This is a genomic window from Paenibacillus sp. DMB5, assembly GCF_001517085.1.
Taxonomy (GTDB): domain Bacteria; phylum Bacillota; class Bacilli; order Paenibacillales; family Paenibacillaceae; genus Paenibacillus_AQ.
In genome coordinates this window covers 19,965-33,135 of record NZ_LRAC01000160.1, presented here as the reverse complement: position 1 = coordinate 33,135, position 13,171 = coordinate 19,965, and the positions used below count along the sequence as shown (strand labels likewise).

General features: G+C 36.5%; 10 protein-coding genes. 7 read left to right on the top strand and 3 right to left on the bottom strand.

Going from position 1 to position 13,171, the window contains the following annotated elements:
- Positions 1–531: 531 nt before the first annotated feature.
- On the top strand, positions 532–681 hold the full coding sequence (locus tag AWJ19_RS35460; RefSeq protein ID WP_157890113.1) for a hypothetical protein: 150 nt from the start codon (positions 532–534) through the stop codon (positions 679–681).
- A gap of 257 nt (positions 682–938) precedes the next feature.
- On the opposite strand, the gene AWJ19_RS29470 is transcribed toward AWJ19_RS35460, so the two are convergent.
- Entirely contained in the window at positions 939–1,481 is a 543-nt protein-coding gene (locus tag AWJ19_RS29470) for a hypothetical protein (RefSeq protein ID WP_068728791.1), read from the bottom strand.
- 311 nt (positions 1,482–1,792) lie between these two features.
- Positions 1,793–2,389, bottom strand: coding sequence for a hypothetical protein (locus AWJ19_RS29465; protein WP_068728789.1), 597 nt, complete (start codon positions 2,387–2,389; stop codon positions 1,793–1,795).
- A gap of 633 nt (positions 2,390–3,022) precedes the next feature.
- Here AWJ19_RS29465 and AWJ19_RS29460 point away from each other — a divergent pair.
- The 6 genes from AWJ19_RS29460 (at position 3,023) to AWJ19_RS29435 (ending at position 11,852) form a co-directional block, all read left to right on the top strand.
- Positions 3,023–3,652: an EcsC family protein gene (locus AWJ19_RS29460; RefSeq protein WP_068728788.1), complete on the top strand. Its 630-nt coding sequence runs from the start codon at positions 3,023–3,025 to the stop codon at positions 3,650–3,652.
- A 376-nt stretch (positions 3,653–4,028) separates the two neighbouring features.
- Positions 4,029–7,124, top strand: coding sequence for an HsdR family type I site-specific deoxyribonuclease (locus AWJ19_RS29455; RefSeq protein WP_068728786.1), 3,096 nt, complete (start codon positions 4,029–4,031; stop codon positions 7,122–7,124).
- Between the two features lie 11 nt (positions 7,125–7,135).
- A complete protein-coding gene (locus AWJ19_RS29450) occupies positions 7,136–7,975 on the top strand; it encodes a hypothetical protein (RefSeq protein WP_068728785.1) in 840 nt (279 codons plus the stop codon).
- A gap of 59 nt (positions 7,976–8,034) precedes the next feature.
- Complete coding sequence (locus AWJ19_RS29445) at positions 8,035–9,639, top strand: type I restriction-modification system subunit M (protein WP_068728783.1); 1,605 nt, start codon at positions 8,035–8,037, stop codon at positions 9,637–9,639.
- Positions 9,626–10,858, top strand: a complete 1,233-nt coding sequence (locus AWJ19_RS37020) for a restriction endonuclease subunit S (protein WP_068728779.1) — start codon at positions 9,626–9,628, stop codon at positions 10,856–10,858. The genes AWJ19_RS29445 and AWJ19_RS37020 overlap by 14 nt, the downstream gene beginning before the upstream one ends.
- Before the next feature lie 67 nt (positions 10,859–10,925).
- Positions 10,926–11,852 (top strand): site-specific integrase, encoded by a 927-nt coding sequence (locus AWJ19_RS29435; protein ID WP_068728777.1) that lies wholly within the window; start codon positions 10,926–10,928, stop codon positions 11,850–11,852.
- Here AWJ19_RS29435 and AWJ19_RS34970 read toward each other — a convergent pair.
- Complete coding sequence (locus AWJ19_RS34970; RefSeq protein ID WP_128083727.1) at positions 11,845–12,900, bottom strand: restriction endonuclease subunit S; 1,056 nt, start codon at positions 12,898–12,900, stop codon at positions 11,845–11,847. The two genes, AWJ19_RS29435 and AWJ19_RS34970, sit on opposite strands and share 8 nt — an antisense overlap.
- Positions 12,901–13,171 lie beyond the last annotated feature (271 nt).

The window sequence follows — 13,171 nt, the reverse complement described above, 5'->3', positions numbered from 1 at the left end:
ACAATATATTTTACAGACTCTATACTGCAGTAAATGGACATTTTTGAGGGACTAATTCTGTATGATGTACTATTTGAAAAACATGCTCACTAGACATTAAACTTAACTTGTCAAACGGATACAAAAATCACCTTACATCCCCATGGATCACCATACCCCGACACGTATACAAATTCATATAGCTTACTTAAAGATTGAATCAGTAAATTCTCATTAATCTCATTCAAGAAAAGTCATTTCTATAAGCTTGTTGCCTAATCACTTTAATGCCTATCCCGAAGTTTCGAGAAATAGGCTTAATTGTAAGGTTGTATTTCAGAATGTATTGTTCGATACAAAAATGTATGATTCAATATAGCTGCGTATGTATCAGGATTATATAATTTCATACCAAATTGTATGATTTATTAAAGTTGTTGATAGGGGGTGGATTTTCTTCTTACAATTCTGGCTTTCATTCCACTCATTTATTTTATTTATATAAGCTTAGATAAGTTGAAACACCTTATACTCTCCATTAAGGAGGAAAACATGTCTGACATAAAGAAAATAGCAGAAAGACAAAATCTTAGATTACGAATACTTGAGGACTTGTATGAACTTTATTTTTCTGGCGGTCCTGAAGCCTTTGCAAAGGGAAGACAGGAAGGACTAGTAGGATTAAAAAACGAGTTTTTTTAGATAATGAACACCATAAGGCTTACCATTACTTACAGGGGAAAAAATTTATTGAGATAACATCTATTGTTGGTAACGATATGCTTGCTATCCACATCACTTCAGACGGCATTGATTTTTTTGAAACAGCATCTTTAAAATAAACTAATGCCTATTGTGAAACCCGCTAAGCTGCGCTTGCGGGTTAATTACTAATATTTATAAATAAGACTTAGCATTTTTATTATTACGATTTCAGAAAAATAAATTAATACTAATTACTACAAAAGCATATCGAAGTTCCTACGATAATGAGTCACATCAATTACGGATAGTTCATCGGTGTGATCAAACTTAGAACGTTTCCTGATGTACCACTTATCTTCTTTGATTGAATGGGAGATATATAACTTCACTTTGTCTTTACTTGGTATAGCTTGCTTTAGTAGCGAGGAAAATTCCTTCACTGGAAAAATAAAAATATCACCTTCGTATTTGTAATCTTTTGATAAAACATAGGCAATATATAGACTATCATTTTCCTCATAACTATCAAATTCATTTGGATTAAAGAATCTCCATGAGGTTAAGTCAAAATGAAGCTTTTCAAATTTAGTATTAACTTCGTATAACTTGCCAAATTTGACCTGAATTTCTTTGTATAAAATTTGATTATTAACTCTTTTTCTTAATATTAAATCAATTTTTTCAACATCCAAAAATCTAGTATAGGGATTCCAACCTTGTTCATAAAACTCCATCTTTGCGTAAGTCTCCCCTATGACCTCGTAATGCCCTGTCGCTAATTTTTTTTTATCAGCCATCTTTTGAACACCTCACTGAAATTTGAATTTTTACATGCATATGTACAGATTATAGATGTTCCTAGTAGCAGAAAGAAAGCGATAACCCATGGAATGAATTTGAAGTTGGTCACAATCGCTAAGACGAATATCGAATCATATAGAATTAAATGAAATCATGCAAAGACTAAAGAGCTAATGTAGCGCGCCATACATTATCCACATTTTGCTCAGATTAAGCCCCTCTACGAAATTTCGAAGAGGGGCTTTTCGTTTGCATATAAGCTTAAAAAGTTAATATAGTACTGTTGCAAAGTAAAATCACCAAAAAATTACAGTGTTTTATGGACAATAGATTGAGATTTCAAATAATCTCTCTTTTTCTTCCCGACGAGTTCCCATTCTGAAATTAACGCTTCCTCTTCTTGGTTTAATCCCAAATTAAAATAATTAATAAGGTAAATTAATGTTTTAAAATATGCGATTCTATCAATATCTCTAAATGCTGACGGTTTTCCATATTTATTCATGTGCTTTCGAAATGTTGGGTAAGTGTTATGAGTACTTAGCTCTGGCGTTTTGTTTAAGATTTCATATAGCTCTTTATATCCCAAGTTACGTAGGCTCTCAGTTACGGAAGTTAGATATTTATTTATTAAGAGTTGATGAATATATATTTTTTGCTCTTCATACTGAACATTCATTTCTTGGTAGTTTGGTGCAAGTTCACGTGGCAACCAGCCATAAATGGTGCTTATATATTTTGTATGACATTCCATACAGGTCATTACAGGGTCTTCGTCTTCTTCTTTTGTCCGCCCATAATCGTCAGATAAAGAGTTTGTAGTTATAGATATCCCGCCCTTACCACAAGGGCACACTTTACTAAGATGTGTTCTTGATTCGTCAACTTCCCAACGATTTCCCATCATGTATTCTCCATTCATTTTTCTTCATGATATCACGCCATATGATTCGTTACCTATGTCATTTGTAACTTACCCAGCTTTTTCAAGGCAACTAAAATATCTCTCCTGCCGGTTAGCTTGTTGATACGTTATCATTAATTATTACTTTATTTATTCTCTCATCAATTTTATTTGTCGAGTCTAACACTTTATTTTTACTCTAGAACTTTATTTTCTTTAGAGACAAACGCGTATCAACGGGGATTGTTTGGATTAATGAATTTGCTGTGGCTTTGTACGCTGCTAGAAGGCTTCATTTGGAGCGAGAGGGTAGTAGGGATAGTAATTTAAGCTCTTGCCATTAACTAGCTTAGACTAGCTCTGATAATATGAGGGAGACGAAATTTATAATCTCATGAATTAGCAGTTCAATGATAAATATCTTGATGCAGTTTTTTTAAAAACTCTGTTATCAATAGAATTATACTAAAGCTGCAATAAGGTTAAACCATCGTAATCTTGTTTTCTATATCAATTTTTTAAATTACTGTTTTTCGAGATAGTGAAAGAAATGAATAAAGACATAACAATATTAAGAAGATACAATTATAATATAATTAGTAAGATATTAAGAATTAAAGGAGCGTATACATAGTGGCTAAAGATACATTGACCGAAGGGAAAATAACACAATTGTTAGAGTGGTCTTACGAAAAAGCGATAAATGGTTTACCAGGAACAGATACAGTTAAAGAGTTGGCTGAAAACTATTTGAAAAAGTACAGTTCAACTGATAAAGCCATTGATGCTTTAATCCGTTGGCAAAATACTAAAGGAATCACAAGTGGTTTTTTAACTGGCTTAGGTGGTCTTATTACCCTTCCTGTAGCTATACCTGCTAATCTTGCTTCAGTAATGTATGTACAAATACGAATGATAGCGGCTATTGCTTACATGCGAGGGTATGATCCAACAGAAGATGAAGTTAAAACGTTGGTTTTTGTATGCCTTACAGGACAAGCCGCTACAGATATATTGAAGCAGGCTGGTATAAAAACAGGAAATATATTAGCTAGGCAAGCGATTAGAAAAATTCCAAACGAAGTAATTAAAACTATAAACAAAAAAGTAGGAGCTAGATTATTAACTAAGTTTGGGGAAAAAGGAGTTATAAATTTAGGGAAAGCTGTTCCAGTGCTAGGCGGTTTAATCGGAGGAGCAGTAGATGGAATCGGCACAAACATAATTGGGAAAACAGCTAAAAGTACATTCTTGCAATACTAGAAATTAGTATTAATTGATGTATATTTGGGTTCTTGTTCTGGATAGGTGAGGTGGATTGTATCTAATTGTTCCACATACATCAACAACTCAGATGGTCTTAATAATATACCCATTTAACAATACTTGGATTTCAGGTGAGGCCACAATAGTCACAATAGTATTAATAACATTCGATATATTCATTTGGGTGCAAATTATGAGTGCGATTATATATAAAATAATGGAATACATGGATTTAAATTGCGTCATTAACTGTATTATTTGATTTCTTAAATACGGAACAGCAAGTCTAGAAGCTTCAAAGCGAATGCGAGAATGCACATGCTTGTTGGTGGTGAAGAATTCAAGAGAATTTATAATTGTGGAGGATTAGCCCATGAACCACGAAGCCCAAACAGAAAAGAGTTTTATTGAAATACTAACTCAACGGGAAAACCAATGGACATATCGTGACGATTTAAAAACCGAAGCTGCTCTTTGGAATAATTTACGGTTACATATCAATCGTATTAACTTGGCACGACTAGACGGTGTGCCACTTACAGACAAAGAATTTGAACAGTTAAAGGTTGAATTTAAGCGATTGACAGCGACTCCTTTTAACGCTTCTCAATGGCTTCGAGGTGAAAATGGTATTGCAGCCATTCATATTGAGAGAGAAGATGTAAAACGTGGTAGAGTGCCACTTGTAATGTTCAGTAATAAGGATATTTCTGGAGGTATTTCAAGCTATGAAGTTGTAAATCAAATTAATCCAGACACTATTACTGATATGCGTGGTGATGTAACCCTGTTGATTAATGGCTTGCCGGTTATTCATGTTGAATTAAAAACTGAATCTGCAAAAGATGGTTATATGCAGGCGTTCGAACAAATACAACGTTATGCAGAGAGTGGTTTTTTTGATGGTATTTTTGCGACCACTCAAATTTTTGTGGTTAGTAACAAAATATCTACAAAATATTTTGCACGTCCTGGAGCTAACACTTCAAAAGCTTTTGAAGCTGCAAAGAAATTTCTGTTCAACTGGAGAACGTCGGATAATGAACCTGTCGAAAATCTTTATGATTTCACAAGGCAGATTTTACGTATTCCTTCTGCCCACGAATTGATTAGTAAATTCACTATTTTGGTAGACGATCAGAAAAGCCAAAGGTTTTTAATGGTTTTAAGACCATACCAAATCCATGCTATACAAAAGATTATCGGTAAAGCAGCTAAGCATGAGGGCGGTTTTATTTGGCATGCCACTGGTTCAGGGAAAACAATAACAAGTTTTGTGGCAACTAAACTTTTAGCACAGACATCCATTGGAGTAGACCGCACGGTTATGGTGGTTGATAGAACAGATTTAGACAGCCAAACCAAAGGCGAATTTAATAAATTTGCATCTGAGTTCCATACAGGAACGGCATCGGGCAGTGTTAAAGAAAATGCTCTTATTGTCGGCGTCGATAATCAACGTCAACTTAACAATAGCCTATTAAGCAAAAAAAATAATAACACCATTATTGTGACAACTATTCAAAAGCTGAGTGCTGCTGTCAGAGGTGCTAAAGAAACGGAAAATAACAAATTTGAGAAACTGAAAAACGAACATATTGTTTTTGTGGTGGATGAGTGTCATCGTGCAGTCAGCGATGAGCAAATGAAAGAAATCAAAAAGCTCCTGCCTAACTCAACATGGTTTGGTTTAACTGGCACTCCGATTTTTGAGGAGAACCAAAAACAAGAAAACGGGACTTTCGCAAGAACAACACAACAACAGTATGGGAATTTACTCCATGCGTATACTACAAAAAATGCTATGGACGATAGCTCTGTCTTGAACTTCCAGGTGCAATACCATTGCCTATTGGATGAAGAGAGCAAAGCAGAATACTTGTATAGAACGGTAAAAGAAAAATACCCGAAACTCGATCCAATAAAAAAACTTGCAGACATGACTGAAATTGAGAAGGAGGAACTACAAGATAAAGCGTTATTTGAACGTGATGATTATATTGAAGCCATGCTTAAAAAAATATTCAAGCGCCAGTCCGTTATAGAGCGTTTCAAGGTGAAAAATGGCTATCCGACCATGAGTGCTGTTCTTACAACACACTCCATCACTCAAGCTAAACTTATTTATCACAAGTTGAAAAAAATGAAAGATGATGGGACTCTGTTAAACGGGCGAGAGTTAGATGAACGGCACACACTACGGGACCCTGATTTTCCGAGAGTGACAGTCACTTATTCCATTAGTGAAAATCAGAGTGAGATGAACGAAGCGCAAGCAGAAGTCAATGTCATTATGCAAGAATATAACATTGCTTTTGGTGCTAATTACACAGATACTGAACAATTTAACAAAAATATTATTAACCGTCTTGCACGGAAAGATGTTCAATATCAAAAAGATGGACAATGGCTTGATATGGTTATTGTAGTTGACCGTTTACTGACAGGATTTGATGCGCCTACAATACAGACTTTATACGTTGACCGTGAACTGAAATATCAAAAATTGTTACAGGCATTTTCAAGAACAAATCGCATTGCACCTGGCAAAGACCATGGTATTGTGGTATCGTTTCGAAAGCCTGCTACCATGCGTAAAAACGTGGAGGATGCCATTCGTCTTTTTACGAATCAACAGCAAAATTGGGAAGCCTTAATGCCGCATGAATATGCCGAAGTGAAAATCGCATTCATAGCAGCACACGAAGAACTTCAACAAGCAAAACGGGAATTGGAAATTGACTCCCATAATATCAAAAACAAGATTGCACAAGTGAAAGCCTTTCAAAGACTTGAAAAAATCCAAAGAGCCATAAAAAGCTATGAGGATTATGAAGAGGATTATAAGGAGCTTGAGCATATTGTGAAGGCAATTCCCGAAGAAAAAGGGCATTGTGAAAATCTAAAATCTGAAATCCGATTTGAGTTAGAAAATCAAACTGGAGATGAAATGGATAACTTGCTTCAAGAAATTGAATTTACGAGTGAACAAAGGGCTGTGTATGAAGAACGCATTGATAGCTTCTACATAAATCAGCTTCTGAGCAAATATCAAAAGTCTACGAATAAAACAGATAGAAATGATTTGCGTGAGAAAATCATACAAGAAGTTAACACAAAACCCGCATCCGTTCAGATCATATATAAAACCATTTTGGATGACATTGATAAAAATCGGCCTACAAAGGATTGGAGTGCTTATTTCGCTGATGAGATTGATTATATACTACACACTACTGCTGAAATATTGAAAGTACCAGAAGCTAACCTACAAACCAGTTTTAATGAATATCGCGCCAATAGCGGGGTTGTGCCTTTCATCAATGTAATAAGTGAAGCATCGAGGTTAAGCAAAGACGACTTTGAAGCTATATTTAATGAAAAATACAGAAAGCGGCTTCTCGTTATAGAGCAGTATTGGAAAACTATTTTAGATTCAAAATTACTGCCACTAAGAGATGAGTGTTAGGTGGGGATGATATGGATTTGAGTAAGTTATTGAGAAAGCCACCAGCGCAGGATTACCAACAAGTTGACACGTTTTGGTTTCCAGAAGAAATGGGAGACTATGAATATAGCGATGAAAATGAGGGTGATATCTCCCTGCTAATTGGACAACATATCATTTTAGAGGCTGGACAAGTATCTTTGAATTACTACTGCACAGAATGTGAGGACTTACGCACTTTTAACTCTCATAAAGAGCAAGGGCTTCGAGGAATTATTGTAAATAAACAAGTAATTAGCATTGACTGCATTTTGCAATGCAATTGTGGTTCAATTGTCCATACTTGGTTTTTAGTCGAAGCCGAAGAGGATATTCGGTATCAGTCACCTAAAGTACGCATATTGCATTTTAGAGAAAAATTAACCGAAGGTGTGAAATTACAATCTGAGAAATACGGTGAATTTAGTGAATGGCTCGAAAAAGCAAACCGAGCATACAGAGATGGACTTGGTTCAGGTGCAATTATTTATCTAAGAAAAGTGTATGAATCTATAACCTACAGCATTGCAAATTCCAATAACATTGCTCTATATAGAAGGAATGGAAACAGACGCTTTTTTTCTGAAATACTGAAAGATGTGGATGAACAGCACTCAATTATCCCAGCGTCATTCTCGGAAAATAGATATAACCTCTTCAGCCAACTCAGTGAAATAATACACGGTGATGGAAGTGAGGAAGATGCACTTGAATATTTCGGAGCGCTGTATACATTAGTTATAAGCATATTAGATAATGTAAATCAGAAAGAAGAGTTAAAAAGTGCCGTACAGAAATTCAACTGGTCTACAAATAATGTCAGTACAAATTAGCATTTATACCACTAACAAACTTTCAAATTAATCTGCCTATTTAGGAAGGATGTAAATATATGAGTCGTTTAGAGCAACAACTATGGGCGAGCGCCGATATACTTAGAGGGAAAATGGATGCAAGCGAATATAAAAACTATTTACTTGGTCTTGTTTTTTATAAGTATCTTTCCGATTTAGAGTTACGCGCAGTGTACGAAGAAGCAAACGGAAAACCAGAAGAATACCCCTCCCGTGAAATGCAATTTGTCGAGTTTACAGATTGGTATAACGATGATGCTGAAGAGCTAAAGAACACTATGCTGCGTAAACTTGGATATTTCATAGAGCCACAATTTCTGTTTTTCATGCTCTCTAATAAAGCATCACAATATGAATTTCAAATAGACGATTTACAGACTGCCTTTATAGAACTTTCTCGTCAAGGCGAGAATTTTGACAGCTTGTTCGATGATGTTGATCTAAACTCTACGAAGCTTGGATCACATGCACAGCAAAAAAGCACAACCATTATGGAAGTAATAAAAACTTTAGATGAAATAGACTTGTTTGGTCATGAAGGTGATGTTATTGGCGACGCTTATGAATACCTGATTTCCCAATTTGCCGCAGGGGCAGGTAAGAAAGCCGGGGAGTTCTACACCCCACAGGCTGTTTCAAAAATTATTTCTGAGATTGTTAGTATTGGGCAAGAGAAACTAGCACCATTCCATATTTACGACCCCGCTATGGGTTCGGGTTCGCTGATGTTGAATATCCGTCAGTTTCTTAACAATCCCGAAAAGGTGTATTTTCACGGACAAGAGCTAAATACCACCACTTACAATCTTGCTCGAATGAACTTGATTCTTCATAATGTTGACCGAGAGCAGATGAGGCTTAATAATGGCGATACTTTAGATTCAGACTGGCCGACAGATGAGCCGTTCCTTTTTAACGCTGTTGTTATGAATCCTCCATACTCTGCGAATTGGAGTGCTTCCGACAAGTTTTTGAGCGACTCACGCTTTGAACGTTATGGCAAACTTGCCCCAAAATCTAAGGCCGACTTTGCTTTTCTGCTACATGGATACTACCACCTAAAAGACAGTGGTACGATGGGAATTGTACTGCCACATGGTGTTCTATTTCGTGGTGCTGCTGAGGGTGTCATCCGCAAAGTGCTTCTAGAAATGGGCGCAATAGAAGCTGTAATTGGATTGCCAGCTAACATTTTCTATGGAACAAGTATACCGACGGTTGTGCTTATATTAAAGAAAAATCGCGCAAGTCGTGATGTGCTTTTCATTGATGCTTCTAACGATTATGAAAAACAGAAGAATCAAAATACTTTACGTCAGCAAGATATTTTGAAAATTGTTGATACCTATAAAAAACGTGAAAGTAGTGTGAAGTACGCATATTTGGCAAGTTTTGATGAGATAGTATCGAATGACTACAACCTCAATATTCCTCGTTATGTAGATACCTTCGAGGAAGAAGAACAAATCGATATTGTAGCACTCAGTCGTGAGATGTCGGAATTAAATTTGCAAATAAAACAGAAAGAGTCGGACTTTATGACTTTGCTTGATGAGCTTGCTTTGACTAACGAAACTAGAGAACTAATCGAAGCTACAAAGCGGATTTTTGTGCGAGGTGATGGTAATCATGACGGAAAATAAACAGACATTAATACCGGAAATCCGATTTAAAGGTTTCACTAACGCTTGGGAGCAGCGAGAGTTAGGAGAAGCATTTAGTCAGACATCCAAGTGTGTGAACCCCAAGGAAGAAAATGTTGAGTTGTGGAGTCTAACTGTTGAAAATGGTCTTACGCCCAAAACAGAACGCTATAATCGAGAATTTCTCGTAAAAAAAGAAGATGCTTTTAAACTGGTTTTGCCTGGGGACTTCATTTATAATCCGATGAATATGACTTTAGGCGCAATAGACTTAAATTTAACAGGTAAAGAAGTTGCAGTGTCAGGATATTATATAACAATGAAAACAAACGAATCATATGATAGTGGTTATTTTGCTGTATGGCTTAAGTCTCCAATAGCAATTAAACTTTATAAACTCCATGCTACTGGCGGACTGCTTGAAAAGCAACGAGTGCATTATTCGACTTTTGTACAAATAAAGAGTCTCATTCCAAGTGTCCCCGAACAAACTGCCATCGGCAATTTTTTCCGTACCCTTGATGATGCTATCACTCTGCATAAGCGTAAGTTGGATGGGCTACGTAAATTGAAAAAAGGTTATCTGCAACTAATGTTTCCGCAAGCCAATGAGCGTGTTCCGCGAATTAGATTCGGTGGGTTTACCGGAGAGTGGGAAGAGCGAAGATTAGGAGATATATCACTAAAGGTTTCAGAAAAAAACAAGAATAATCAATTTACCGAAACTTTCACTAATTCTGCAGAACACGGTATAATCAGCCAAAGAGATTTTTTTGATAAGGATATTTCCAACTCAAAAAATTTAGATGGTTACTTTATAGTGCGTCCCGACGATTTTGTATACAATCCAAGAATTTCAAATTTTGCTCCTGTTGGCCCAATTAAGAGAAATACTCTTGAACGAACAGGGGTGATGTCTCCATTGTACTATGTTTTTCGAGTAACTGAGGGCGAATGTATTTATATCGAAAAATATTTTGAAAGTATTTACTGGCATGAGTTCATGAAGACGAATGGTGATAATGGGGTACGTTCAGACAGATTCAACATAAAAGACAGCGTTTTTGAGGAGATGCCTATTCCATTTCCAAGCATTGCGGAACAAACCGTCATCGGTAACTTTTTTTGCAGTCTTGATGAACAAATAACCGTCCAAGCAGCAAAGCTCGAACAGCTTCAACAACTAAAAACTGCTTATCTAAAAAAAATGTTCATATAGCGATTGGAGTCCTCTTGCATAATGGAATGGTGCAGTTACCATCAAATTATGTAGGAGGACTTTTAGTATGCAGAACAAAAATGAAACTCCGGTTTTCCACAAATATTTTACCGAATGGATTGAGGTGTACAAACTTGGTGCAGTACGCCCCATAACCTATAAAAAATACTTGATGACATCGCGGCGACTTAGCGAACTCGCTCCAAACCTGAAAATCTGCGAGCTTGATAAGCGAGTTTACCAAAAACTTATCAATGAGTATGCCCGGACCCACGAGAAACAGACCACTATGGACTTCCATAACCATTTGAAAAGCGTTATATTGGATGCCGTTGACGAGGGTCTTCTCACATCAGACCCAACCCGCAAGACTATCATAAAGGGTAAACCGCCTGTTGCTAAGAAAAGTAAGTTTTTGAGTCAGTTTGAACTTCAAGCATTGCTTAAAAATCTCTCCTTATCAGATAAACCAAATTGGGATTGGTTTATTTTGCTTATCTCAAAGACCGGTTTAAGATTTTCTGAGGCACTGGCACTTACCCCAGGTGATTTTGATTTTGTCCGGCAAAAAATAATAATCACAAAGACATGGAATTACAAAAATGCTGACGGAGGATTCGGGGAAACCAAAAACATTTCCTCGAAACGAGGACTATCCATTGATTTGCAACTTTGTCAACAGTTTTTCGAACTTACCAAGGGTCTACCCATAGACGAACCAATTTTCGCAAAAGAAAGAGTTTTCAATTCTACGGTTAATAGTCACTTAAAAAAGCTGTGCAAAAAGGCGGGTGTACCCGTGATTTCTTTGCACAGCCTCAGACATACTCATGCCTCTCTTTTGATTTTTGCGGGAGTATCCATTGCCAGTATAGCCAAAAGGTTGGGACATTCCAGCGTAACCACTACGCAGGAAACATATTTGCACATCATTAAAGAGTTAGAGAATCAAGATAACGATAAAATCGTACGGCATTTATCCGCACTCATATAAACATCTTTTGCAAATACGCCGCCTTTAGCTTTCTTAGCAGTTCTAACTTTCCGGCTTGGGCGGTGATTTGCTCATCAATATTTCGAAAAAATTTACCAATGATGACTTGTTCTATTTCTGAAGGTAGCAATATTAATTGAGATTTAACTAAATCAGAATTCAGATTAACTTGGCTTCCTGGCTGCCCATAATTCTGCCATTGTAACCGAAACATTTCAAGCCATTGAAACATAAATTCTTGTTCAAATATAGGATTCTTGAAAACTAAAAATCCATCATGTACACCTGTTTTTACATAATTGATAACAGGCTTTCCTACTGTCGCCGCAATACTGAGTAAAAGATGCGGCTCTGTAAGTACTCTCGTCTTGGCTTGTCCTTCAATGGATATTCTTTGTTCAAGATAATAAATACGACCGCCCTGAGCCGTAACATCAGAAATACGAAGCCAACCTACATCAGAATTGTTGTCAAACCATTTAGGGTCATCAATTGGTCTTGGCGAAGCTCCACGAACAATCTCCGCAACATCACCCAATTTCCGCTCTTTCCACTCCCCGCTAAACCCTTCGAACCTAACGCGCGGAACACGCTCATTGGCTTGCGGAAACATTTGTTGCAAGTAACCTTCTTTCAATTTACGCAGCCCATCCAACTTACGCTTATGCAGAGTGATAATGTCGTCTAATTGTGAGAAGAAGTCTGTAATTTTTTCTTGCTCATATATTGAAGGTATATGACATGAAATATTAATAAACGAGTCCCAATATAGTCTTTTTCTGAAGTCGGTAATTCCATAAGAAAGATGATTCATCTGACTAATCGCTTCATCTCGTCGCAGACAATAATCCATGAATAGAGGATAAAGCTGTGAAGTGGGAATTGCAGTTATATATGCTGGACTTACCATTCCTTCTGACTTTACCACGCCAATTGCACCTTGCCACGCACGCATCATGTTAAGAACAAGATCACCAAAATAGACATGTTTATAGAGAGACTTATCTTCACTTCTACGTACTTTTTTTCCTATAGCATTACTGTCCAATTCTTCATTTGAAGCACCATGATGAATAGAGACGGAAAGGATTTGTAACGAATCATTTCCTCGTTCGTTTCTCTCAGTGAATAAATCCCCCAGCTTTCGCTGCTCCCAAGCGTTAGGCTAGGAATGTTTAAATGTTTAAAAGGTCAGGAGATAAATTCATCCATTCAACATTTGGGATTTTTAAGTGTAGTGTGAGCTTCTACACTTCGTGTAGTATTGGTTTTATTATGACGTAAAGAGTGATAAAAATTATATCGAATCATACAAATGT

What these genes read in the sequence shown, in the direction of transcription:
- AWJ19_RS29450 (WP_068728785.1), top strand. Translation starts at nt 7,136, where the DNA reads ATGGATTTGAGTAAGTTATTGAGAAAGCCACCAGCGCAGGATTACCAA.
- AWJ19_RS29465 (WP_068728789.1), bottom strand. Translation starts at nt 2,389, where the DNA reads ATGGGAAATCGTTGGGAAGTTGACGAATCAAGAACACATCTTAGTAAA.
- AWJ19_RS37020 (WP_068728779.1), top strand. Translation starts at nt 9,626, where the DNA reads ATGACGGAAAATAAACAGACATTAATACCGGAAATCCGATTTAAAGGT.
- AWJ19_RS35460 (WP_157890113.1), top strand. Translation starts at nt 532, where the DNA reads ATGTCTGACATAAAGAAAATAGCAGAAAGACAAAATCTTAGATTACGA.
- AWJ19_RS29445 (WP_068728783.1), top strand. Translation starts at nt 8,035, where the DNA reads ATGAGTCGTTTAGAGCAACAACTATGGGCGAGCGCCGATATACTTAGA.
- AWJ19_RS29435 (WP_068728777.1), top strand. Translation starts at nt 10,926, where the DNA reads ATGCAGAACAAAAATGAAACTCCGGTTTTCCACAAATATTTTACCGAA.
- AWJ19_RS29470 (WP_068728791.1), bottom strand. Translation starts at nt 1,481, where the DNA reads ATGGCTGATAAAAAAAAATTAGCGACAGGGCATTACGAGGTCATAGGG.
- AWJ19_RS29455 (WP_068728786.1), top strand. Translation starts at nt 4,029, where the DNA reads ATGAACCACGAAGCCCAAACAGAAAAGAGTTTTATTGAAATACTAACT.